Genomic DNA, 24,220 nt, shown 5'->3' with positions numbered 1-24,220 from the left:
CCGGCGCCCCAGGTTCCAGCGCTCCCGGCGCCCCAGCTCCCTCCGCCCCAGCCTCCAGTGAACGACGACGCCGACCTCCGCCACCTCGCGGACGTCACCTTCGGCCTGGCGCACCTCCGCGAAGGCCAACTCACCGGGATGCGCGCCCTCGCCGCCGGCAGGGACGTCCTCGCCGTCATGCCCACCGGCTATGGGAAGTCGGCCATCTACCAGGTGCCCGCCCTCTTGCTGCACCGACAGCAGCAGCGGCCCACCGTCGTCGTGTCCCCGCTGATTTCCCTGCAGGAGGACCAGCTGGACGGGTTGCGGGACGCCGCGGGGCCGGCCGTCGCCGTCGCGGTCAACTCCTCACACAGCGCCGGGGAACAGGAGCACGCCTGGCAGGCGGTGGAATCCGGCGAGGCGGCGTTCCTCTTCCTCGCCCCGGAACAGCTCGCCAAGACCAGTACGGTGGAGCGGATCGCGGCGCTCAACATCGCCCTGTTCGTGGTGGACGAGGCCCATTGCGTCTCCGCCTGGGGCCACGATTTCCGGCCCGATTACCTCCGGCTCGGCGAGGTCCGCGAGCGCCTCGGCAACCCGACCACCGCGGCGCTGACGGCCACTGCCTCTCCCCCGGTGCGCGAGGAAATCCTGGCCCGCCTCGGCATGATCGGCCCGCTGGTCCTGGTCCACGGCTTCGACCGGCCCAACATCCGCCTGGAGGTGGACCGCCACCATGAGGACAAGGAGAAGCGCGTCGCCGTCGTCAACCAGGTCACCGAACTGGTCGCCGGGCACGCCGCCGAAGTCCTCCTAGAAGGTGTCCCGGGCCCGGTCCCCGCGAAGCCCGGGCTCGGGCCCGGGCTGGTGTACGCCGCCAAGCGGAAGGACACCGAGAAGTACGCCGCGAGGCTGGCCCGGAATGGCCTCCGCGCCGCGGCGTACCACGCCGGCCGCACGGCCGCCGAGCGGGAACTTGTCCATGAGCAGTTCCTCGACGGCCGCCTGGACGTCGTGGTTGCCACCACAGCGTTCGGCATGGGGATCGACAAGCCCGACGTCAGTTTCGTCATCCACGCCGACATCCCCGAATCGTTGGACAGCTACTACCAGCAGATCGGCCGCGCCGGACGGGACGGGCGGCCCGCCGTCGCAGTGCTCCACTACCGCTCCGAGGACCTCGGCCTGCGGCGCTTCTTCGCCACCCACACTCCGGACGAGGCCTCGCTGCTGGCGGTCCTCACCGTGCTGCGGGAGGCGGGCGGCCCCCCAGCCACAGACGCTGGCCGAGTGGACTGGTTTCCCCGCCCGACGGATTACCGGCCTGCTGAACCAATTGCAGGACACCGGCGCCGTCACAGCACACCACGACGGCGTCCGGCTCGAGGTGGCGCTAGACCCGGCGGCGGACCCCGCCCGCGTGGTCGAACGCGCCGTCGAGCTCGCCGCAGCCCGCGAGCGCGTGGACAAGTCCCGCATCGCGATGATCCGCAACTATGCCGAGACGCACCGCTGCCGCCGCCAGTTCCTCCTCGGCTACTTCGGTGAAGACCTGCCCGAACCTTGCGGGAACTGCGACACCTGCACGGAAGGCTCCGCGCTGCTCTTGGAGCACGGGCACGACGGCCAGCACGACGGCGGGGCTGCCGCCGTCGGTGTTTCCGCAGTCGGTGTTTCCGCGGCCCGCATCTCCGCCGGCATTTCCGCCAGCGGTGCTGAGGCGTTCCCGCTGAACTCCCGAGTGGAGCATGCCCTCTGGGGTCCGGGCCTTGTGATGGGGCACGACGGCGAGCTCATCACGGTGCTGTTCGACCGCGAGGGCTACCGGACGCTGTCCCTCAAAGCCGTCCTGGGCCACGGGTTGCTGACGCTCAGTACACCACCCGGAAACCAGTAAACGCCCCCGTCGCCGCCGACACGGACTCCTGGACGTCCTCCACCCGGCCCGGCGCCTCCGCCGAGCGCAGCCAGCGCCGCAACTCCAGCACCAGAGGCTGCGGCCCCTCCGCCACAATGCCCACGGAGCCGTCGTCGTTGTTCCTGACAGTGCCGGTCAGCCCGAGGTCTTCGGCCTTCCGCACCGTCCAGTACCGGAAGCCGACCGCCTGGACCACGCCGGACACCCGCGCGTTCAGCCGCACGGGCTCCCCGGCATCCGCGGAAAACTGCCCAGGGTGCGTGTCAGTCATGCTCCCAATGTAGCGCCCGGCACAGCCCGGGGGGCTGGTCCCACGGGTGCGGTCCCACGGCTGCGGTCTCACCTGCCAGATAGTAAGGGACCTTAGCCTCTTATTCGCGGCTGCAGTCCGCGCAAGGCTGGCTGCCAGCACTACGGCTTGTCGAAAACCGGCAACAGCACAAGGAAGTGCTCTTAACCTCCCCGGCAGCAACAACTGCCCGAAAGGACAAGACGATGGCTGGACAGTTCGAAATCTTCACTGACTCGGAATCCAACGTCCGGTTCCGGCTTCTCGCCGCCGACGGAACCGTATTGGCCATTTCCACAGCATTCGACGACAAGCGCCAGGCGGCGGACGGCATCATGGCCGTGCGCGAGTGCGCAGGCACCGGGCTGATCAGTGAGGCCCGCAGTAACCCGTGGACAGGGCCGCGCGCTAGCAGGAGCGCCTCGCCGGGGCCGATAAGCCGTCGCCGACGGCATCTGCCCGCCGTGTAGCCGGGCTACTTCGCCGGCTCGCTCACCGCACCCTTTGCAGGACGCAGCGACGTGATCATCTTCCGGACATCCTGGTACTCCGCCGTGGTGGCGTAGAGTTTCGCCTTCTCCAGATACGGCAGCCCGGGGTCCCCCGGCGTCGTGTTGTTCGCCGGGTTGTAGGCCTGGCCGAATAGCGCGCCGCTGGGCGGCCAGAGGAAGAGCTGGAACATCGGGCACGCCGTGGGCCCCGTCTCCGGCGGCATCATGGTGATTCCGTAGGCGGCGAGGGTGGACGCAGAACTTTCGGCCGCACCGAAGTCGCCCCGGGCTTCGAAGACGTAGCGTGGCCCGTTCTGGTCGGCCGAGCCGGGTTCGGTGAGTGCCTGCATCGGCTCCGAATCGATCAGCAGGTAGGGCTGCTGATCGCCGCATTCGGCGCCCGTGACGATGTTCGTGCGCAGCGCGGCCATCTGCTTCCCCGTAGCGTTCAGCACGTCCACGAATTCGCCTCCCAGCGGCGCCTGCCCGGCGGGATCCTTGACGGACCAGGCGGCCGGATAGTCAAAACGCAGCGTCCCGTCCGACGTCGTGAATGTCTTCCAGTCCGACGACGGCGGCCCCACCGCCGTCGCTGAGCCGTCCGGCGGCGATGTTCCCGATGCTGTTCCGGGAGAGCTTCCCGGCGTTGCCGATGAAGCGCCCGGCGATGCGGTCCCCGGCTCTGTTCCCCGTTCGGTTCCCTGTTCAGTTCCCTGTTCAGTTCCCTGTTCAGTTCCCTGTGACTTTCCAGGGGAGTTTCCCGGCGTCGCGGTTCCCGAAGCCGGGCCTGCCGTCGTCGCAGCGGCGGAAGGCGCCGGCGGCCCAGCGGGCGAACCGCAGCCGACCAGCAATAGGGCCGCGACCGTCAGCGCGGACAGTACAGGAGCGGGAACCACTGCCGGAGCCACTGCCGAACCGGCGGAAGACGCCGCCGCCCGTCCCTTCATCCCCATTGCCACGAGCCCGGCCGCCTCTACTGCCCCGCCGGCCGCAGCGAGGTGATCATTCTCTTGACGTTCTGGTATTCGGCGGTGTTCATGTACGCCTCCGGGGTGTCCACATTGGGCTCGTTGCCGGGGGTGGTGTCCAAGGGGTTGTAGACGCCGCCGAACGAGGCTCCGCCCGGAGGCCAGGTGAAGTAGTGGAAGATCGGGCAGGCATCGGGGCCGGCCGGTTTGGGTGCCGAGCTGAGACCGTACGCCATGACGTTGGCCTTCGTGGGGTCCTTCTCGGCCGGATAGAGCCGCAGCTCAAAGATGAAGTGCGGGGTGACCCCCTGCTGGGCCAGGGCGGGCACGGGAACGAGGTCGAGCACCGAGTACGGGATCCTTGGCGTGCACTCGGCACTGGTGGCCACATTGGTCCGCAGCGTGGCCAGCGACTTGCCGCCCGGGTTGAGGACCTCGAGGAATACCCCGCCGGGGGTGGCCTCGGCGCCGCGGTCCTTGATGGTCCACTCGGCCGGGTGGTCGAACTGCAACTTCCCGTCCGGCGTCTTGAGGGTCTGCCAGTTCGCCGCCGTCGGCGCGGGCGTGTCCGGTGCCGACGACGGCTCAGTCGGCGCGGTATCGGCGGCGCCGCTGCTGGCGGGCGCGGAGGTCAAAGGCGGCACTGTCGGCATGGTTGGCGACGGCGAACCAGAACCGGAGGGCGAACTGCAGGCGCCGAGCAGCGCCGCAACCAAGACGCCGGCCGATGCTGCCGTGCCGAGTGCCGAAAGTCGACGCATGTCACCCTCCCCCTGGGATTCAAGTGGTTCGACCATTCTCGATCGCCCGTCCGCAGAAACCAGAGCCAAAAGTCCCGCGGCGGCCACGCCGTTCCAAGCCGCGGCGGCCACAGAACCGGGCCCGGTGCGGCCGTGGCGCCGCCGAACGAAACCGCGTGCCCCGGCGTGACGCCACCGCGTGCAGCGGCGTGACGGGACGCACGTTGACATTCCGCCGATTTCAGTTGGCCACGGAAGCTTGCTAGAGCTTAAGTAATGCAAGAGTTCCTGACACAAGCAATGCCGTTCCTGGCCATGGCCCTCGCCGTGGTTGCCGGACTCGTCCTGTCCTGGCTGGTGCGCAAGATTGTGCTCCGGCTCAACCGCAGCAAACCCGAACTGCGCGAGACCTCCCGCGTGGCCCGGCTGCCGCTGCGCTTTTCCCTGTGCCTGATCGCCGTGCGGATCGCGCTGGCCATTTCCACCGGGGACCTCGAATGGCGCCACGCCCTGGACCATCTGCTGCTCATTGCGCTCATCGCCTCCCTGGCATGGCTAGCCATCGCCATGCTGCTGATCGTCGAGGCGATGGTCCTGACCCGGTACCGGGTGGATGTCGCGGACAACCGCCGCGCCCGCCGGCTGCGCACCCAGGTGATCCTGGCCCGGCGGATCGGCGTCGCCCTGATCGTGGTGGTGGCCCTGGGCAGCATGATGCTGACGTTCCCCGCGATCCAAGCTCTGGGTGCCGGGCTGCTGGCCTCCGCGGGCGTGATCTCGATCGTCGCCGGCCTCGCCGCGCAGACCTCGCTGGTTAACGTCTTCGCCGGCATCCAACTCGCCTTCACGGACGCAATCCGGGTGGACGACGTTGTGGTGGTCCAGAAGGAATGGGGCCGGATCGAGGAAATCACCCTGACCTACGTGGTGGTCCACATCTGGGACGACCGCCGCCTGATCCTGCCCTCGACCTACTTCACCACCACCCCGTTCGAGAACTGGACCCGCCGGCAGTCCGAAGTCATGGGCACCGTGGAGTTCGACCTCGACTGGCGCGCACCGGTCGAGGCGATGCGCGCCGAGCTCAAGAAGGTCCTGGCCGACACGCCGCTGTGGGACAAGCGCGTGGGCATCCTGCAGATCACCGACGCCACCGCCGGCTTCGTCCGGGTGCGCATCCTGGTCAGCGCCGCGGACAGCGCCTCCCTCTTCGACCTCCGCTGCCTGATCCGTGAAGAACTCGTGCTCTTCCTGCAACAGGACCACCCGACGGCGCTCCCCCACGTGCGCCTCGAACGGCTGCCTTCGGCCGCCACTGCGTCCTCCGCTTCCAGCGCCTCCGACGCCGGGACAGGTCCCCAGCGCCCGGGGTCCCAGCGACCGGGCACTGTCTCCGCCGCAGACGAGCACCACCGGCACACGGACCCCCACGACTCCCAGCTGTTCACCGGGTCTATCGAGGCGATCCAGCGTTCCAAGGCCTTCTCCGGTCCCGGCGAGGATGTCTTCGAGGACCGCGACAACGCCATCGCCTCGCAGAACTAGCGCCGGGCCGGCCCTAAACCCGGCAAGGTCTTCCCAGCCCCCGCCAACTGGTCAATAATCAGACGTTGGCGGGGGCAGCAACAGCGCTCTCCCGCATCGCCTGCCGGACCAGCTGAGGAGTCCCATGACGGTTGAACATGCCCCCGCGGAAATACCTAAGGCGACGTCAAGCGACTGGTTCCAACGCGCCGTCGTCTATCAGATCTATCCACGCAGCTTCGCCGACTCCAACGGCGATGGCATCGGCGACCTCCGCGGCATCATCAGCAAACTGGACTACCTGAAGCGCCTGGGGGTCGACGTCGTCTGGCTGTCCCCGCTCTATACCTCGCCGCAGGACGACAACGGCTACGACATCAGCGACTACCGCAATGTCGATCCGCTTTTCGGCACGCTGGAGCAGCTCCGGGACCTGACCGACGGGCTTCACGCGCGGGGCATGAAGCTGGTGATGGACCTCGTGGTCAACCACACCTCGGACGAGCACCCCTGGTTTGTTGAATCCCGCTCCTCGAAGGACAACCCGAAACGGGACTGGTACTGGTGGCGGCCGCCGCGCGAGGCGGCTGCTGCCGGGGCCGGCCCCACACCGGGCACGGGCTCGGAGCCGAACAACTGGGGCTCGGCGTTCTCCGGGCCCGCGTGGGAGTTCGATCAGGCCACCGGGGAGTACTACCTCCACATCTTCTCGAAGAAGCAGCCGGACCTGAACTGGGAGAACCCCGAGGTCCGCGCGGCGGTCTACGAGATGATGAACTGGTGGCTGGACCGGGGCGTGGACGGCTTCCGGATGGACGTCATCAACTTCATCTCCAAGGACACCTCCCTCCCGGACGGCCCCCGCGGCGACGGCAAACTCTACGGCGACGGCACCCCGTTCTACATCGACGGCCCCCGCATGCACGAGTTCCTGCAGGAGATGCACCGGGAAGTCTTCGCCGGCCGCACCGGAGAACTCCTCACCGTCGGCGAAATGCCCGGCGTGACGGTGGAGGAAGCCGTCCTGTACACCGACCCGGCCCGGGCCGAGGTGGACATGGTGTTCCAGTTCGAGCACGTGGCGCTGGATCAGGAAGAGGGCGACAAGTGGCGGCCCAAGAAACTCCTGCTCACCGAGCTGAAGCAGACCCTGGGACGCTGGCAGGACGGCCTGGCCGAGCGCGGCTGGAACAGCCTGTACTGGGGCAACCACGACCAGGCCCGGGCCGTGTCCCGCTTCGGCGACGACGGTACGTACCGTGAGCTGTCCGCCAAGATGCTGGCGGGCATCCTGCATCTGCACCGCGGCACGCCCTATGTCTACCAGGGCGAAGAACTCGGCATGACCAACATGACCTTCGGTGCGATCAGCGACTACCGCGACATCGAGGTCCTCAACCACCACCGCGAGGCCACCACGCACCTCGGCCATACCGACGCCGAGGTCCTCGCCGCCCTCGCGCCCCTCAACCGGGACAACGCGCGGACCCCGGTCCAGTGGGACGCCTCCCGGCATGCCGGTTTCACTACCGGGGCTCCCTGGATCGCGGTGAACCCGAACGCCAACCACATCAACGCCGCCGCCCAGGTGGATGACCCGGACTCGGTCTTCAGCTTTTACCGCAAGGTGATTGCGCTGCGGCATGCGGAGCCGGTGGTCTCGCACGGGGACTTCACCATGCTCCTGCCGGATGACCCCCACGTCTACGCGTTCACGCGGTCGCTGCCGGATACCACGTTCCTGGTGCTCGGCAACTTTTCCGGTCAGGACCAGAAGGTGACGCTCGACGACGCCGACGTTGCGGTTGGTGATGTTCCAGCTGTTTGGGACAGCGCGGAACTGGTCCTGGGTAACTACCCTGCAGATGCCGCGGTGCCCCTACTGCATCTCCGGCCCTGGGAGCTGAAGGTCCTGCGCGCCGGAGCAGGGCGGCCGGCTCGATAGACCACCGGACCGGAAGTCCGGCGCAACACACACCATCCGCAGAGACTGAGGGAGCCTGACATGACAATTCCTCCGACACCAGAACCCGATCCGTTTCCGCCGGAACCGGGACCCACGACGCCGCCGCCGGAGCCCGGGGATCCGTTTCCGCCCGAACCCGGTCCGATCACGCCGCCGCCGGTTCCTGGGCCTGAGCCGGGGCCCGAGCCGATGCCAGGACCGGCGCCCACGCCATCACCGGCACCGGGTCCGTTCCCGACGCCCAATCCCCTCCCGATTCCGGATCCAGGCCCGATGCCGCCGCGGCCGGACCCAACCCGGTTCTAGCGGAGGCGCCCGGTCCTAACGGAGGCGCCCGATTCTAGCGGGCGTCAACCTTTCGGGCTGGCTCACCCGGCAATCCCGTGCAGGAAGTTCCGCACTTCCCTATTGAAGGCGTCCGGCGCCTCGACGGCGGCCATGTGTCCGACGTCGGGAATCGTCACGAGCGTCGAGCCCGGGATCCGCTGGTTCATTTCGCGGGCCACGCTGAGCGGCGAGCGGACGTCCTCCGTGCCGTACAGCAGCAGCGTGGGCACCTCTATGGTTGGCAGGACATCGCGATAGTCGGCGTGCGCGTTCGCGTTTAGGAGTGCCCGCATGCCGCTGGGATGGAAGTCGGCCATGATGGCGCTGACTTCTTGCACCACCGCGGGATCGGCACGGTCGGTGAACAACGTGGGCAGCCATAGGGGGATGAATTGTTCCGGCGGCTTCTCAAGTTCGGCCAGCACCTGCGCGTAGCGGCGCCCCACTTCCTCGGGCGGCAGGGATCCCGCCCAGCCGGCGTACGCCGAGACCAGCAGCAGCGACGCAGGGACTGACGGGTGTGTCCGGTAGAGCTCCAGGGCAATGCCGGAGCCCATGGACAGTCCGAGGACGTGCGGCCTGCCGGGCACTGCTTCGCGCAGAAATCCGGCCAGGGCGTCGCCCAAGTCCTTTCCGGTGAAGTCCGGTGGCGGGTCGTCGGAGCCTCCGCACCCGGGGGCGTCCCAGGCGAAGACCGTGAATTCATCCGAGAGCGCGTCGAGCTGCCGCCGCCAGATCCGGCTGTCTTCGTAAGCACCGTGCAGCAGGACCAGCGGCGGCCCCTGGCCCGCACGCTGGTACCGGATTCGCAGGCCCGCGAGCTCGACGGTCTCCACGAGGCAATGCTAGGCCGGTCCGGGGTCCCAGGGCAGGCTCAGGATGCGCAATTCCGCCCGCGACGCGCAAATGACCCTTCGATGCCGGAATTCAGGCATCGAAGGGTCATTTGCGCGTCAGTCGGGAGATTGGGTGTCAGGGCCTACCGCAGAACGATGTCCCGGGTGCGGTGGTCGTACTGAATGACCAGGACGCCGCCGTCGTGGTGGACCTCGTGGTTGGGGCCGTCGAAGGTGCCGAACGCGCCGTAGTTTTCGTCCCACGAGCGGTTCAGGGCGATCTTGAAGGTGTAGAAGCCGGCGGGAATGTCCGCGGCGATCTTCCACAGCTGGTCCACCAGGTCCAGTTCCATCTGGACTTCGTCATACTGCGGCGCCCAATTGGCCGGCGCGCCCAGCAGGATGTTGAAGTCGCCGGCAACCGCGACGGCTTCCGGCTGGTCAATGGTTTCGGTGCTGACGGCCGGTGCTTCTGCTGCCGGAGCTGCCGAAACGGCCGTCGGGGCTTCTGCCGCAGGGGCCTTGGCAGCGGGCTTGCGCTTCCGCACCGCCTTGGCGACGGGCGCAACGGCCTCCTCGACGAGCTTGGCGGCCTTGTCAGCGACCTTACCGGCTGTCGACGGCGCCTTCTCGGCCTTCGCTGCGGTCTTTGCTGTGGCCTTCGCAGCAGTCTTGGCCGGAGTCTTCGCGGCGGGCTTTTCTGCCGGCGCAGACGGCAGCGGGGTGCCGGCCGGAACCGGAGTACCGGCGTCGAGCGCTTCGGCGAAGGCGCCGGGCTCGGCGAAAGCAACCGTGGCGCGCTGGCCGTCGTCGGTGATGGACCAACCGGAGCGGCCCTTGACCAGCCAGCCGGCCTTGACCAGCTTGGCCGTGGCGGAGGTCAGCGTCTTGTGGCCGCGGGGAATGCCGCCGCTCAGCAGTTCACGTTCGTGGTCGTTGAGGGGCACCCGCACGATGGCCTCGCCCAGGACGGCTCCGGCGTTCAGCTTTTCGCCGGTCCATACCTCCTCTGCCAGGACATCCAGCACGGCCTTTAGCCGAAGGTTGGTGTTTTCCGCGGTGTTCGCGCCCATGGGTCTCCTTTAGAAGCAATTGATCCACCTGCATTTTGCCAAGGAAACGTTGGTTTTTGCGAGCGGGATCTGTTAACTCTATGTGTCGTGACCCACTATGACAGCGCCGACCCGGGCGCGCGCGGGATCAACTCACCAGTACCCGCCAGTAGCAAAGCAATGCGGGTCAGTCCCCGCTCAGTCCTCCGTGCTCCACGTAGCCCCCGTGAGAGCCACGTAAGCCGCCACCGCAGCGTCGAGGGTGGGGTAGAAGTGGTGCGGATCGATTTCCTGTTTGAGCCCGTAGAGTTCGATCTTGTCCTTGACCCGGTGTTTGAGCTCGGCAAACACCAGGGACGTGCCCTGCGCGTCGAGTTCGCGGTCCAGCTCGATCAGCACGTCCGCGGCGGTGGTGTCCACGTCCGTGATCGGTTCGGCCGCGAGCAGGATCCACCGCGGCTTGGGTTCGGTCCGGGCCAACTGACGGATGTTGTCGCGGAATGGTTTGACGTTGGCGAAGAACACCGGTGCGTCCCAGCGGTAGATCACCAGTCCGGGCAGATGCTTCGCGTCGGGGTGGAAGTTCACATCGTGAAATCCCTCGTATCCCGGAACCCGCCCGATCACCGTCTCATAGGGCCACCATGCCCGGCGGAAGATGTTGAGAATGGACAGCCCGACGGCGATGCCGATGCCGGGCAGCACACCCAGGAACGCAACCCCGAGGAAGGCAGCAAGCGACAAGCTGAATTCGGCCTTGCTTTGGCGCCACAGACGCACGGTGCCGGGGATGTCGGCCAGAGACACGGACGCCGTGATCACCACGGCCGCCAGAGCCGGCTGTGGCAGGTTCCGGAACAGCCCGGGAAGCAGCACCAGCATGAGGAGCACCAGCACGGCACCCGTCACACCCGTGAGCTGGGTCTTGGCCCCGGAACGTTCCGCGACCGCTGTCCGGGAGCCGCTCGTGCTCACCGGAAAGCCCTGGAAGAAGCCCGCGGCCAGGTTCGCGGCACCGATGCCGATCATCTCCTGGTTGCCATGAACTTCTTGGCCTGAGCGTGCCGCGAACGCCGACGAATTCGAGATCGTGTCCGTCAGGGACACCAGCGCAATGCCCAGGGCGCCGGCGAACATCAGTCCGATATCCGAGAGCTCCACGCGGGGAATGGTGAACGGCGGGAAGCCTCGCGGGAGTTCCCCGACAAGGGAGACGCCCCGGCTGGCCAGATCAAAGACCGTGGTCGCCACAATGGCAAGGACCACCATGACGAGCACGGCAGGGACCTTCGGCAGCCACTGCTGCAGGGCAAGTATCAGCACGATCCCAGCGATGCCGACTGCTGCGGCCGCGACCACTGTCTCGCCGTTGGCCACGCCCTGAACAAAGCCGACGAAGTCACCGACGAAGGTATCGCTGTCCACTTTGAAACCGAAGAGCTTCGGAAGCTGGCCCACCAGGATGGTGATTGCGAGGCCGTTCATGTAGCCGATCATGGTGGGTTTGGAGATGAGGTCGGCGATGAAGCCGAACTTGGCCACGGACGCCAGGACCATGATGAGGCCGACCATGAGCGCGAGCATCGACGCGAGTGCCACCGCCTTCTGCGGGTCGCCGTCGGAGGCGATGAGCGGCAGGACTGTCGCGGCAATCATTGGACCGAGCGCAGAGTCCGGTCCCAGCACCAGGATGCGGGACGGGCCGAAGACCGCATAGGCGAGCAGGCAGAGGATGGTGGTGTACAGCCCGGTGATCGTCGGCAGTCCTGCCAGCTCCGCATAGGCCATGCCCTGGGGAACGAGCAACGTCGCCAGGACGACTCCGGCGATGATGTCCTTGCCGAACCACTCTCTCTGGTACGTGGCGGGGACGTCGAGCCCAGGCATCACCCCGCGCAGCCATCCGACGCGCCGCTGTCCAGTCTTCGTCATACGTGCACTCTGCCGTTCGGCGCCGCCCGGCGCATCCTCCGGCGAGGGTGAACCGGGCCGGCCGCTGTTCCGTTGTGCCGCTCGCCCGATGGGCCTAGAGTGGCGGTCTGCCCACTGCGCGCCGTCCGGCCGCCCTGTCAGATGCCCGATCGGTGCCGGATCAGGTGCCGGAGGCCGCCCCCGCCGTTCTTTTTGAGGAGATTTCCATGGAAACCCGCACACTCGGTTCGCTCACCGTCTCAGCCCTGGGTTTGGGCTGCATGGGCATGAGCGAGTTCTACGGCCACGGCGACGACAACGAGTCCATCGCCACCATCCAGGCCTTCCTCGACGCCGGCGGAAGCCTGCTCGACACCGCGGACATGTACGGCCCCTTCACCAACGAAACCCTCGTCGGCCGGGCCATCGCCGGCCGGCGGGACGACGTCGTCCTGGCCACCAAATTCGGCAATGAACGCCGGGCCGACGGATCCTGGGTGGGCATCAACGGCTCCCCCGCTTACGTGCGCGCCGCCTGCGACGCAAGCCTGCAGCGGCTGGGCGTGGACCACATCGATCTGTACTACCAGCACCGGGTGGACAAGACCGTCCCCATCGAGGACACCGTCGGAGCCATGGCCGAGCTTGTCCAGGCCGGCAAGGTCCGGCACCTTGGCCTGTCCGAGGCCAGCGCCGACACCGTCCGCCGGGCCCATGCGGTGCACCCCATCACCGCCTTGCAGACCGAATACTCGCTCTGGGAACGCGAGCCGGAGACGAAGGTGTTCCCGGTGCTCGCCGAGCTGGGCATCGGCTTCGTCCCGTACAGCCCGCTGGGCCGGGGCTTCCTGAGCGGACAATTCCGCAGCCCCGATGACTTTGCGGCGGACGATTTCCGCCGGCACTCCCCGCGTTTCCAAGGCGAGAACTTTGCCCGGAACCTGCAGCTCGTGGATCGGGTCAAGGAACTGGCCGACGCGAAGGGCTGCACCCCGGCGCAGCTGGCGTTGGCCTGGCTGCTGGCCCAGGGCGCGCACATCGTTCCGATCCCGGGCACCAAGAAGCGCGACCGCCTGCGGGAGAACCTGGGGGCCGTCGACGTCGAACTCTCCGCCGAAGACCTCAACCGTCTGGATGAGCTCGCTCCGGCCGGGGTGGCTGCCGGGGCGCGGTACCCGCACATGGACTCGATCGACGTCTAAGCGCCACCGCCGTTGCCCTATCACTTATGGCTCCTATCCGGCCGTTTTAGCGACCATAAGTGATAGGGCAACCGTGGTGTTAGACGCCGGACGCTGCCAGCTCGGCCAGCAGCTCGGCTTTGCGCTCGTCGCTGGCGAAGGAGGAGCGGATTGAGTTCGCGGCCATCCTGACGCAGTCAAACTCGGACAGGCCGATCACCGACTTCAGCTGGGCGAAGTTGTCGTCCACGTAGCCGCCGAAATACGCGGGATCATCCGAGTTCACGCTGACGTTCAGGCCCGCCGCGAGCATCGCAGGCAGCGGGTGCTCGGCCAGGGTGTCCACCGCGCGGAGCCGGACGTTGGATAGCGGGCACACGGTCAGCGGCATGAGCTCGTCAACCAGCCGTTCCACGAGTTCTGGGTCTTCCATGCACCGGATGCCGTGATCGATTCGCTCCACGTCCAGCAGGTCCAGCGCATCGATGATGTACGACGGCGGCCCCTCCTCGCCGGCGTGCGCGATCCGGTGGAGGCCGGCGTCCTTGGCCCGGGCGAAGAGCCGCTGGAACTTCGCCGGCGGGTTGCCCACCTCGGCGGAATCCAGGCCGATGCCCGCAATCGGGGCGTCCAACTCGAGGAGCTGCTCCAGCACCTCGAGGGCAGAGTCCTCGGAGAGGTCACGCAGGAAGGCCGCGATCAGCAGGGTGGAAATTCCGAACTCCTCCTGGGATCCCGCCAGTACCGAGGCGACGCCGTTGACACATGTCTCCAGCGATACCCCGCGCGACAGGTGCGCCTGCGGGTCCAGCATGATCTCGGCATGCCGCACCCCGGCGAGCGCCGCCCGGCTCAAGTAGGCCCGCGTCATGTCCGCGAAGTCCTGTTCGGTCTGCAGCACCGCCATGTTGGCGTAGTACAGGTCCAGGAAGGACTGCAGGTCAGTGAACTCATACCGGGAACGCAACTCGTCCAGGTCCGCATAAGGCAGCTGGATCCCGTTGCGCTCGGCGAGCGCGAAGATCAGCTCCGGCTCGAGCGTGCCCTCAATGTGCAAGTGCAGTTCAGCGACGGGAAGTACGTGGGCTTCCTGTGGGATCTCGGCAAGTTCGGCGGCCTCGGTGAGTTCCGGGGCTTCGCCGCTGTCAGGACCGGTAGCGGACGCATCTGTGCCGGCGGCGGTTTCGGTGCCGGTGCCCGTGCCGGCGTCGTTTGTTTCCATTCGGTAAGGATATGCCTGCGCTCCTATATGCCCGCACCGATATGCCCGCACCCCTCCGACACCGATAGAGTCGAATCAATGCAAAGTAAACAGCATGCTTCCGATCTGCCCGGCCCCATCGTTCCGGATCTGGCTCCGGGGAGCCCCACGGACGGTTTTGTGCGGGTGCGCGGCGCACGGGAGAACAACCTGCGCAACGTGGATGTGGATGTGCCCCGCGACGCGATCGTCGCCTTCACCGGCGTCTCCGGCTCCGGCAAGTCGTCCCTCGCCTTCGGCACCATCTACGCCGAGGCCCAGCGCCGCTACTTCGAATCCGTGGCCCCTTACGCCCGCCGGCTCATCCAGCAGGGGCACAACCCCAAGGTGGAGATGATCACCGGGCTGCCGCCCGCCGTCGCGCTTCAACAACGCCGCGGCACCCCGAGTTCGCGCTCCACCGTGGGCACGCTCACCACGCTGTCCAACTCGCTGCGCATGCTCTTCTCCCGCGCCGGCAGCTACCCGGACGGCGCCGCACCGCTGGACTCGGACGCGTTCTCGCCGAACACCGCGGCCGGCGCCTGCCCGGAGTGCCACGGCCTGGGGATCGCGCACACCGTGACCGAATCCTCCCTGGTCCCGGACCCTTCGCTCACCATCCGCGACGGCGCCATCGCCGCGTGGCCCGGGGCCTGGCAGGGCAAGAACCTGCGCGACATCCTCACCCACCTGGGCTACGACGTAGACACGCCTTGGCGGAAGCTGTCCAGGAAGGACCGTGATTGGATCCTGTTCACCGAGGAACAGCCCGTGGTGGAGGTGACGCCGCAGCGCGACCGCGTCGCCAAGCCCTACAAGGGCCGGTTCTGGAGCGCCAGGAGCTACGTGCTGCACACCCTGGCCGATTCCAAGAGCACCACGATGCGTGAGAAGGTGCTGCGCTTCATGGAAACCGGCCCGTGCCCGCGATGTGGCGGCAGCGGCCTGACGCCCGCCGCCCTGGCCGTGACCTTCGCGGGCCGCACGATTGCCGAGCTCAACGCGGTCCCGATGACGGAGCTGGCGGACATCATCCGCCCCACCACCGAGCTCACACAGGCCGGGACCGCCTCACGCAAACAGACCCCCGGCAAGCAGTCCTCCGCCGAGGGCAACGAGGTGGCCGTCGCGATCACCCGGGACCTCCTGCAGCGCGTCACCGTGTTGCTGGACCTCGGCCTGGGCTACCTCGCCCTGGGCCGCTCCACCCCCACCCTCTCCCCCGGCGAAATGCAGCGGCTGCGGATCGCCACCCAGCTCCGCTCCGGCCTTTTTGGCGTGATTTACGTACTGGACGAGCCTTCCGCCGGGCTGCACCCCGCCGACGCCGAGCCCCTGCTCTCGGTCCTGGACCAGCTCAAGTCTTCCGGCAACTCGGTGTTCGTAGTGGAGCACAACATGGACATTGTCCGCCGCGCCGACTGGCTGGTGGATGTGGGCCCGCGCGCCGGTGAGGGCGGCGGCGAAGTGCTCTACAGCGGTCCCGTGGCCGGTCTCGCCGAGGTGGACGCGTCGGTTACCCGGCCGTTCCTATTCCCGGATGGTTCGGCAGGTTCCGCTGGCGGCGCTGGTACTACGGACGACGACGGCGGCCCGGCTGACGCTGACACGGCCGGCGGCGGCGCCCGCCGGGAAGCCGCGGGCTGGCTGGAACTGCGGGACGTCAGCAGGCACAACCTGCGCGACCTCGACGCCAACTTCCCGCTGGGCGTGCTAACCGCAGTCACGGGCGTCTCCGGTTCCGGCAAGTCCACGCTGGTCAGCCAGGTCCTCGCCGACGTCGTAGGCGCCCGGCTCCATCCAGAGGCCGACGCAGCGGCGAAAGCCCCAGAGGACCTGGAGTCCGAGGCCGGCGAGTCCGCCGAGCCGCTCAGTGTTGGCCCGGTCACCGGGCTGGACCGGCTGGACCGGCTGGTCAAGGTGGACCAGAAGCCGATCGGCCGTACCCCGCGCTCGAACCTCGCCACCTACACCGGACTCTTCGACGCGGTCCGCAAGGAATTTGCGGCCACGGACCAGGCCAGGGCCCGGGGCTTCGGCGCCGGACGCTTCTCCTTCAACGTTGCCGGGGGCCGTTGCGAGACCTGCCAGGGTGAAGGCTTTGTGGCCGTGGAACTCTTGTTCCTGCCCGGCAGTTACGGTCCGTGCCCCGAATGCCACGGCTCGCGCTACAACCCGGAGACCCTCGAGGTCACCTACCGCGGCAAGAACGTCGCCGAGGTACTGGGCATGACCGTCAACGCCGCCGCGGAGTTCCTCGCCGGGGTACCGGCGGCGGCACGCAGCCTGGAGACGCTGCGCGAGGTGGGCCTGGGCTATCTGCGCCTCGGCCAGCCGGCCACCGAGCTCTCCGGCGGGGAGGCCCAGCGCATCAAGCTCGCCACCGAACTGCAGCGGGCCCAGCGCGGCCACTCCCTTTACCTGCTGGACGAGCCCACCACCGGCCTGCACCCGGCCGATGTCCAACTGCTCATGGCCCAACTTCACCGGCTCGTGGACGCCGGCAACACCGTCATCGTGGTCGAGCACGACATGGATGTGGTGGCGGCCGCGGACTGGGTGATCGATCTGGGCCCGGCTGGCGGCGACGCCGGCGGTCAGATCGTGGCAACCGGGACGCCCGCCGCCGTCGCGCGCTCCGGGACGAGCCGGACGGCGCCGTACCTGGCCACCATGCTTGGGGGCTGACGCGAACATGTTCGCGTGAGCCAGCGGCGGGATGATAACGGCAGAAACGGGAAAAATAACGTCTTGATAACGGGCGGGCCCTGCCTTAATCTGGTTTGCATGCCCGGCAACCGGGTATTGAATGCCCGGTGCTGCCACCACCAGATACTGCCCGACCGGTAGACACCGTAATGACCTCTAATGTCAGGGGCGGGCAGTGGCGCGACAACGTCCGGGGACGGACCGAGCGCCGGTGGCCCTCAGGAGCATCTGAACCATGAAGAAATCCACCTATGGCACTGCCGCGCGCCGCGGCATCACTCTGGCGGCTGTCTCGATTGCAGGCGTCGCATTGTCGGCCTCTGCAGCCAACGCGGCCGCCCCGGCCACAGCCCCCGCCTCCACGTGGGACTCCCTGGCCCAATGCGAAAGTGGCGGCAACTGGGGCACCAACACCGGAAACGGTTACGGGGGCGGGCTGCAGTTCAGCCCCGGCACCTGGGCCGCTTACGGCGGAACAGGCTCTGCGGCCAATGCCAGCCGTGAGCAACAGATCGCCGTCGCCGAGAAAGTGCAGGCCGCCCAGGGTTGGAGCGCATGGCCCGCCTGCGCCGCGAAGCTGGGCCTGCACGGAGGCGTCGGGGCTCCGCAGAGCGCAACAACGTCACGACAGCCCGCCGCGGTTGCAGCCCCAGCGAGGGTGCCCGTGCGGAATGTAGCGCTCAAGGCAGCCGTCCCGGCACCCCGCCACGTTGCACCGGTATCAATCAGTGGCCAGACCTACACCATCCGGAGCGGCGAAACCCTGAGTAGGATCGCCGAGAAGCTCAACATTGCCGGAGGCTGGCGCTCGCTGGCCGACGCGAACGCGGCGATCATCAGCAACCCCCATGTGGTGTTCCCGGGCCAGGTGCTGCAGCTTCCCGGATAGGCCACCCGCTAAAGCACGACGCCGTTACAGCACGACGCCGGAGCAATCCCGCGAGGGGACGCTCCGGCGTCGTGGTGGTGCGTGAGTGACCCGTGCTTCCCGGGTGAACGGTGCTGGTTAGGCGGCCTGCGGGATTTCGCGGACAATCTGAAGTTTCCATGCGGCGTCGTCGCTCGTGTCCAGCAGGGCAACGGTGCCCATAGCCAGGTGCAGTGCCACCCGCTTCGCGGCGAGCAGTTCAAGGTAGAGGTTTTCGTTCACGCGCGCAGGGGCGTCGATGACGTACTTCACGGCGTCGCGGACCTTGCGGTAGTTGTCGCTCCGCTCCCGGTGCAGGTGCAGTTCCAGCATGCGGCGCTGCTTGATCCGCGGCTCGTTCCGGTTCAGCCAGGACACTGCAGCGTGGACGGCGACCACCAGGGTCAGCGAGACCGCGTAAATCCACCAGCCCGTGTTGAGCAAAAAGAGCGGCAGGTTGGCGATCGCCACAATGGCGATGCAGAGGCGAAGCGCCAGTATCCGCCGCATGGTCAGCGCGACCGATGCCATCGCGGCGCGGAACCCATGCTGTTCCTTACGGGCTGCTACGGGGTCAAGAATGACCTCCTCCAGCACCACAATGCCGTTCGCTTCCGGGTCGAGCAGTTGGCCGTATTTCGGCACAAACGGCATAACAGGGGCTGGATTCATGGCGTGTCCTCCGGGCGGCATTGATGGGGTCCTGCTATATTACGCCCCTTCGTAATGAGCTGTCTGCTTCATTCCAAAATGTGAACATGCGCACGCGCGGTCCTGTGCAATTGGTGGATTCGTCGCGTGGCCTCAAACTGGAGAGATGCAGACTTTCCTCCCCTTCCCCGATTTCCAGCAGAGCGCCGCGGTTTTGGACCGCGAGCGGCTCGGCAAGCAGCGCGTTGAAGCGCTGCAGATTCTGCGTGCGCTGGTGATCCCGGAGTATGGCTGGCAGTCGCACCCGGCGATCCGGATGTGGATGGGGTACGTCCCCGCATTGACGATGTACGGCCTGGCCGTGGTGGATGAATGGACGGCCCGCGGCGGCGAGGACACCACCCGCGAGAAGATCATGGAGTTTGCCCCGCAGGCGGCCCACCCAGACTACGCCGCCAAGATTCCGATGCCGCCGTGGCTTGGCGACCCGGATTTCCACCTCAGCCACCGGTCCCGGCTGATCGCCAAGGATCCGCGGTTCTATGCCAAGGTCTTCCCGGGCACGGACCCGGACCTGGAGTATGTCTGGCCGGAGCCCAGGCTCGAGCTCGTGCCCGAGGATCCTGCCGGGGAGCGGATGTGGGTCCTGCGCCTGCCGCTCGGCGACACCGAGCCGGAGCAGCTGAAGACTGTCAGCCTGCCGCCCGTGGGACGCGCCAAGCCCGCGGCCGATGACGACTACCAGTTCGTCTACGCCGATTCGGGCTCCCGTCGTCCCAAGGTACGTAAGCTGCCGCCGAAGCAGCTCGTCAAGAAGCCCACCCGCAAGCGCCAGCAGCAAGAAGATGCGTTCACCACCCTTCCGGGCAACTCCGTGGTCGCCATCCCGGTCAACGGCGGCACCTCCTTCGCCATCGGCAAGGTCCTAGGCCGTCCGATCACCGTGGGCGGCCAGTTCGCGCGCAACTTCCAGGTCGACGAGATCGTGGACCGCTCGGCCTTCGATTACCCGGCCCTGCTGCAAGACCCGCGGGCCTTCTTCCCGATTCCGGCGAGGTAGCCGAACGGCTACGGCCGAACGACGTCGGGCGGCGTCCGACGTCGGGCGGCGTCTGGCGTCGGGGTCTGGCGTCGGGTCCGCTGGTTCAGTGGGCCACAAGTTCAGTTCAAGTTTTGCCCGGGCCTGTGCGTAGCGCCTCGTGAAGGCTGGCAGACTGGCCCTATGACTGTACTTTTGGCCGGTTGCGGCGATCTGGGCACTGAGGCGGGGCTGCGTTTTGCGGCCGCCGGACACCGTGTGGTGGGCTGGCGTCGCTCGCCGGGCAAGCTTCCGGCTGCCATTGAGGGGGTCGCGGCGGACCTGAGCTCGAGCGAGCTGCCGGCCGTCCCGGCGGACACTACCGCCGTCGTCGTCGCGATTGCCGCCGATTCCCCCAAGGAAGACGCCTACCGGACCGCATATGTGGATGGTCTCGCGCACGTGCTGGACGCCGTTCTGGCGTCCGGCGCCAGCGTCCGCCGGGTGTTGTTTGTGTCCTCGACCGCGGTCTACGGTGACGCCGGCGGCGGCTGGATCGATGAACGCACGACGCCGGAACCCGGCGGGTTCTCGGGCCGCATCATCCGCGAGGCAGAGGAACTCCTCTACAGCCGCCTGACGGGCACCGGCATCACCCCCGTCGTGCTGCGGCTGGGCGGCATCTACGGTCCCGGCCGGACCCGGCTGATCGACCAGGTGCGCGGCGGAACGGCCGTCATTCCGGCGACGTCGCGCTATACCAACCGTATCCACCGGGACGACGCCGCCGCGGCAATCGTCCACTTGTGCACCATGGATGCGGTCCCCGGGCCCGTGTACATAGGCGTCGACAACGAACCGGCCGAGCTCGGTGACGTGCTGGGCTTCCTGGCGGCCGAGCTGGGACTCCCCCACCCGGCGTCGGAGTCGGCGGACGCATCGGGCGCAGCTTCGCCGTCGGGCGGGACTTCGACGTCGGGCGGGGAACCGTCACGGGGTGGCAACAAGCGGGCGAGCAATGCCCTGCTCCGCAGCACCGGCTTCGAGTTCCAGTACCCGAGTTTCCGCGAAGGCTACCGGGCCATTCTTGCCGGGGTCGGCGTCCGGCACCCCTAAGGCCTGCTTCGATCACCGCACACTCCACTACCACCTTCAATGAGGGGAACCATGGATCTTCAGCACACTATTGAGACGGTCGGCAGCTTCATGGACTTCGCGGGAGTGGCCGTCATGGTGATCGGCGCGGTCATATCCATCCCCCTGGCGCTGCGGGGATATCAGCCGGAACGGCTGCCGGCGGGATCCGCGCCGCTGACCGTCTACCGTTCCTACCGGCAACTGCTGGGCCGGTCCATCCTGTTGGGTCTGGAGCTGCTGGTCGCGGCCGACATCATCCGGTCGGTCGCCGTCACTCCGACCTTCGAGGGTGTCGGCGTGCTGGGCATTATTGTGCTCATTCGAACCTTCCTGAGCTTCTCGCTCGAGCTGGAAATCACCGGACGCTGGCCCTGGCAGAGCCAGCGCGGAGGTCCATCGGCCTCCTCAGTGACCGGCTAGAGCCATTCCAGACGTCGCCGCCGAACTGAGGCGACATCTGAACTGAGCCGACGTTCGAGTTGGGGGCGCTGAACTACGGAGCGTGAAGGAAGGAAAATTCACATGAACATAGATCCTTGGCCCGCCGCACCCGAGCTTCCGCGCCCGATCATCATGGATCAACGCTGGACCGATGCTGTCTTCCTGCACTGGCGAATCCCTGAGCCGGTGGCGGCGTCGTTCATGCCTCCGGGAGTTGTCCCGGACAGCTTTGACGGATCCGCCTGGGTGGGGCTCATCGGTTTTCGAATGCAAGGCGCCGGTCTGGGCCGCGGACCCGGTATCCCGTATTTCGGAAGCTTCACCGAGATCAACGTGCGCCTCTACTCCCGGGAACCGGACGGCAACCGGGGAGTCGTCTTCCTCAGTCTGGATGCGTCGCGGTTGGCTGTGGTGCTCGCTGCGCGGGCCGCCGGGATTCCCTATGTTTGGTCTCGCGCGAGCTTCGCCGGTGGGGATGCCGTGCCACCCAGGGAGCTTGGAGCCGCCGGGATGGCGGGGCCCCAGAGCGGTTACTTGGTGCGGCGTTTCCGGGGAGGCGCTCGGAGCGATTTCGCCGTCGTGCCGGAGTTCGACATCGAGGCGACCGACTCGTTATCAGTACACCTGACGGCCCGGTTCGGCCTGCATTCCCGGTTTAGGGGCAAGACCCTCTATGTTCCGAACGAGCACACCGCGTGGCCGCTGTACCGGGCGCACGTGACCCGGCTGGAGGATCAATTGGTGCGCGCTGCTGGCATTGAAGTCACCGGGGCGCCGGAGTCCGTGCTCTACTCGCCCGGAGTGCGCACGCAGTTTGGCCGGCCGCGGGTCCTGACCCGCGCGCCCTGACCCGCGCGCTTTGACCCGAGTGTCCTGAAATCCTGGCGGCCGGGCAACCGCTCCGCGGACACAACGGGTTCGCGCACGGTTCCCGCTAAGAATGTCAGACCCCCGGAGGAGACTGGTGTCATGGAAGCCGCCAGGGGTTTCATTCCGTTCGGGGACGACGGGCAGGGCACGGATGGGTGCACCGGTCGCGCTGCAGGCTGCGGCGCGGATCCCGGCACGGGCCGCGGCGCATGTGCCGGTTCGGGTCCGGCCGGGCGGTCGGGTGTGGATGTTGCCCTGGCCGCGTTGGAGGCTGTGGGGTCGACGGCGGTTCAGGATGCGGCGTTGTGGGATTTCCGGGCCGCGTCGGACTTCGCCGGGCGGGTGGAGGAGCTCTCGCGCCGGGTGGAGTTTTTGCAGCTGGTGGCGGCCGGCGCGGTGGACCGGACCCGGACAAAGGCCGCGGCGGCGGCCGCGAAGACGGGCACGTCGTGGACGACGGGCTGGCGCGACGACGCCCCCGGCACCGCGGCCGCTGAGGCTTTGCCCGTTTCCGCGGCTTCGCCCGGCGCGCTGACCGGGGAGGGTGTGCCGTCGGATGCGACCGGTGACGCGGCGGTGGTCGATGACGGGTACCGGAACACGGCGGAGTTCCTCCGGGCGCGGCTGCGGATCAGCGCCCCGGAGGCTAAACGCCGGCTCTCCCTGGCCTGTAATCTGTTACCCCGCCGGGGACTCACCGGCCAGCCCGTCCCGGCCGTGCACGCGGAACTCGGTGCGGCGGTCGCGGCCGGGCAGGTCGCATCCCGGGCCGCGACGATCATCACGGCGGCGCTGGAGAAGGTCCGGCACGTCTGTGACGCCGGGACCCTGGGGCGGATGGAGCACACCCTGACGCGCACGGCCGCGGAAAACGACGCGGACTTCCTGGCCCGGGTCGCCAGGGGCTGGGCCGACGCGCTGGATCAGGACGGCGCCGAGCCCTCCGAGGAGCTGCTGCGCCAGCTTCAGGGCGCCTTCATCCGGCGCCCGCGCCACGGCCTGCACCATCTTGAGATTTTCGCGACCACCGAACAGTTCGAATACCTCCTCACCGTCATGAACACCGGCACCAACCCCCGCACCGCCACCACAAACACACCCGCCGCCGCTTCTGAGGGATCGGCCGCCGGCGCCGAGGGCACCGCGGCCTGCGCTGAGGGCTCCGCCACCCGCGGTGCCGCCGCTTCTGCTGGCTGGGCCGCAGGTGCCGAGACCGCCGCCGTTCACGGCCGGGCAGGTGATGCCACCGACGCTGAGGCCACAGCCGCTTCTGCTGGCTGGGCAGCCGAGCCCGCCGGCACCGCTTTCGCCGTGGGGTGGGCCGCCAATGAGCCGACCCGTGACGGCCGGGGCGTCGGCACACACGCCGGCGAGCGTTCGAGCCTCGGACCCGCCGACGCAGCCGGTGCCGGCGGTCAGTGGCCGGTCACGGGTGCCGGGGCCGGCGTGTCGGCCTGTGATGCCCGGGCCGTGGGCGTGTCGACTCTTGCGGATGTCCAGGCTCCCGCCCCGGGGAATCATTCCGTTCCGGACGATGACCCTGCCGGAGCGGGGCAGCCGGTGTGCGAGGAGGATCCGGGGGCGGCGGGGCTGGATCTTCGGTCCCGGGCCCAGCGGCTGCTCGACGGCCTGGTCGGTGCCTGCGGGATCGCCCTCGCGACCGGCGGCCTGCCCGCCGCGGGCGGGCTCCGGCCCCAGGTCATGGTCACCATCGATTACCGGGACCTGCTGACCCGGCTCGGCACCACCACCGACCGCACTGCCGCCGGTGAGGCAAGCACGGCCGGCGCGGCGGGCGAAGCCGGTGAGGCCGCCGGCCAGAGCGGCCCGGCAGAAGCTCAGGAAACGGCCGGTGGGGCGTTCCGGCCCGCGGGGGCGGTGCGGGAAACGGGATCGCTGCTGTTCACCGGACCCGTCACCGCCTCCACGGTACGGAAGATCGCCTGCGACGCCGACATCATCCCCGTCCTGCTCGGGGGTGAGGGACGGATCCTGGACATCGGCCGGGCCTCCCGGCTCTTCCCGCCCCACCTCCGCAAAGCCCTCATCGCCCGGGACC

The 24,220-nt window shown here is 68.1% G+C and carries 19 protein-coding genes and 1 pseudogene; 12 read left to right on the top strand and 8 right to left on the bottom strand.

The features are described 5' to 3' along the window. Positions 1 to 57 precede the first annotated feature (57 nt). Positions 58 to 1,879 (top strand): annotated as a pseudogene (locus tag C9424_RS17170) (RecQ family ATP-dependent DNA helicase). On the opposite strand, the gene C9424_RS17165 reads toward C9424_RS17170, so the two are convergent. Further along, the gene (locus tag C9424_RS17165; protein WP_116768099.1) at positions 1,854 to 2,171 is read right to left on the bottom strand and encodes an acylphosphatase; all 318 of its coding nucleotides are present in this window, start codon (positions 2,169 to 2,171) and stop codon (positions 1,854 to 1,856) included. The pseudogene C9424_RS17170 and the gene C9424_RS17165 sit on opposite strands and share 26 nt — an antisense overlap. A 224-nt stretch (positions 2,172 to 2,395) precedes the next feature. On the opposite strand from C9424_RS17165, the gene C9424_RS17160 reads away from it, so the two are divergent. Then, positions 2,396 to 2,659, top strand: coding sequence for a YegP family protein (locus C9424_RS17160; protein ID WP_116768098.1), 264 nt, complete (start codon positions 2,396 to 2,398; stop codon positions 2,657 to 2,659). A gap of 5 nt (positions 2,660 to 2,664) precedes the next feature. On the opposite strand, the gene C9424_RS17155 is transcribed toward C9424_RS17160, so the two are convergent. Both C9424_RS17155 and C9424_RS17150 read right to left on the bottom strand, forming a co-directional pair. After that, positions 2,665 to 3,264: a hypothetical protein gene (locus C9424_RS17155; protein ID WP_237563529.1), complete on the bottom strand. Its 600-nt coding sequence runs from the start codon at positions 3,262 to 3,264 to the stop codon at positions 2,665 to 2,667. 389 nt (positions 3,265 to 3,653) lie between these two features. Next, on the bottom strand, positions 3,654 to 4,409 hold the full coding sequence (locus C9424_RS17150; RefSeq protein WP_133247534.1) for a hypothetical protein: 756 nt from the start codon (positions 4,407 to 4,409) through the stop codon (positions 3,654 to 3,656). 255 nt (positions 4,410 to 4,664) lie between these two features. Here C9424_RS17150 and C9424_RS17145 point away from each other — a divergent pair, with 255 nt between their 5' ends. Next, positions 4,665 to 5,933, top strand: a complete 1,269-nt coding sequence (locus C9424_RS17145) for a mechanosensitive ion channel family protein (RefSeq protein ID WP_202615912.1) — start codon at positions 4,665 to 4,667, stop codon at positions 5,931 to 5,933. Between the two features lie 124 nt (positions 5,934 to 6,057). Further along, the gene (locus C9424_RS17140; protein ID WP_116768096.1) at positions 6,058 to 7,857 is read left to right on the top strand and encodes a glycoside hydrolase family 13 protein; all 1,800 of its coding nucleotides are present in this window, start codon (positions 6,058 to 6,060) and stop codon (positions 7,855 to 7,857) included. 389 nt (positions 7,858 to 8,246) lie between these two features. Here the strand turns inward: C9424_RS17140 and C9424_RS17135 are convergent, their stop codons facing one another. From C9424_RS17135 to C9424_RS17125, 3 genes are all read right to left on the bottom strand, one after another. Beyond that, positions 8,247 to 9,041, bottom strand: a complete 795-nt coding sequence (locus tag C9424_RS17135; protein ID WP_116768095.1) for an alpha/beta fold hydrolase — start codon at positions 9,039 to 9,041, stop codon at positions 8,247 to 8,249. A gap of 143 nt (positions 9,042 to 9,184) precedes the next feature. Next, complete coding sequence (locus C9424_RS17130) at positions 9,185 to 10,114, bottom strand: pullulanase X25 domain-containing protein (protein WP_116768094.1); 930 nt, start codon at positions 10,112 to 10,114, stop codon at positions 9,185 to 9,187. 177 nt (positions 10,115 to 10,291) lie between these two features. After that, entirely contained in the window at positions 10,292 to 12,025 is a 1,734-nt protein-coding gene (locus C9424_RS17125; RefSeq protein WP_116768093.1) for a SulP family inorganic anion transporter, read from the bottom strand. Positions 12,026 to 12,231: 206 nt separating this feature from the next. Between C9424_RS17125 and C9424_RS17120 the strand changes: the two genes are divergently transcribed. Then, positions 12,232 to 13,206: an aldo/keto reductase gene (locus C9424_RS17120; protein ID WP_116768152.1), complete on the top strand. Its 975-nt coding sequence runs from the start codon at positions 12,232 to 12,234 to the stop codon at positions 13,204 to 13,206. A 79-nt stretch (positions 13,207 to 13,285) separates the two neighbouring features. Here the strand turns inward: C9424_RS17120 and C9424_RS17115 are convergent, their stop codons facing one another. Continuing rightward, positions 13,286 to 14,407, bottom strand: coding sequence for an adenosine deaminase (locus C9424_RS17115; protein WP_237563528.1), 1,122 nt, complete (start codon positions 14,405 to 14,407; stop codon positions 13,286 to 13,288). A 78-nt stretch (positions 14,408 to 14,485) separates the two neighbouring features. On the opposite strand from C9424_RS17115, the gene C9424_RS17110 reads away from it, so the two are divergent. Together C9424_RS17110 and C9424_RS17105 are read left to right on the top strand one after the other, a co-directional pair. After that, positions 14,486 to 17,116: an excinuclease ABC subunit UvrA gene (locus C9424_RS17110; RefSeq protein ID WP_116768092.1), complete on the top strand. Its 2,631-nt coding sequence runs from the start codon at positions 14,486 to 14,488 to the stop codon at positions 17,114 to 17,116. A gap of 256 nt (positions 17,117 to 17,372) precedes the next feature. Beyond that, positions 17,373 to 18,026 carry a LysM peptidoglycan-binding domain-containing protein gene (locus C9424_RS17105; RefSeq protein WP_116768091.1) on the top strand — a complete coding sequence of 218 codons (654 nt, stop codon included), beginning with the start codon at positions 17,373 to 17,375 and terminating at the stop codon, positions 18,024 to 18,026. Between the two features lie 117 nt (positions 18,027 to 18,143). Here C9424_RS17105 and C9424_RS17100 read toward each other — a convergent pair whose 3' ends face one another. Continuing rightward, positions 18,144 to 18,716, bottom strand: a complete 573-nt coding sequence (locus tag C9424_RS17100) for a hypothetical protein (RefSeq protein ID WP_116768090.1) — start codon at positions 18,714 to 18,716, stop codon at positions 18,144 to 18,146. Positions 18,717 to 18,861: 145 nt separating this feature from the next. Between C9424_RS17100 and C9424_RS17095 the strand changes: the two genes are divergently transcribed. From C9424_RS17095 to C9424_RS21960, 5 genes are all read left to right on the top strand, one after another. Beyond that, positions 18,862 to 19,755, top strand: coding sequence for an MSMEG_6728 family protein (locus tag C9424_RS17095; protein ID WP_116768089.1), 894 nt, complete (start codon positions 18,862 to 18,864; stop codon positions 19,753 to 19,755). A gap of 162 nt (positions 19,756 to 19,917) precedes the next feature. Continuing rightward, positions 19,918 to 20,829 carry an SDR family oxidoreductase gene (locus tag C9424_RS17090; protein ID WP_116768088.1) on the top strand — a complete coding sequence of 304 codons (912 nt, stop codon included), beginning with the start codon at positions 19,918 to 19,920 and terminating at the stop codon, positions 20,827 to 20,829. A gap of 51 nt (positions 20,830 to 20,880) precedes the next feature. Beyond that, positions 20,881 to 21,270, top strand: a complete 390-nt coding sequence (locus C9424_RS17085; RefSeq protein ID WP_116768087.1) for a DUF1622 domain-containing protein — start codon at positions 20,881 to 20,883, stop codon at positions 21,268 to 21,270. A 102-nt stretch (positions 21,271 to 21,372) separates the two neighbouring features. Next, positions 21,373 to 22,140 (top strand): YqjF family protein, encoded by a 768-nt coding sequence (locus C9424_RS17080; protein WP_202615911.1) that lies wholly within the window; start codon positions 21,373 to 21,375, stop codon positions 22,138 to 22,140. A gap of 120 nt (positions 22,141 to 22,260) precedes the next feature. Then, positions 22,261 to 24,220, top strand: a 1,960-nt coding sequence (locus C9424_RS21960; protein ID WP_237563527.1) for a DUF222 domain-containing protein, incomplete at its 3' end; no start/stop codon positions are given.

Source organism: Arthrobacter sp. H-02-3 (assembly GCF_003097355.1).
In the GTDB taxonomy this organism is placed as follows: domain Bacteria; phylum Actinomycetota; class Actinomycetes; order Actinomycetales; family Micrococcaceae; genus Arthrobacter; species Arthrobacter humicola.
This window is presented reverse-complemented; position numbering and strand designations above follow the sequence as displayed.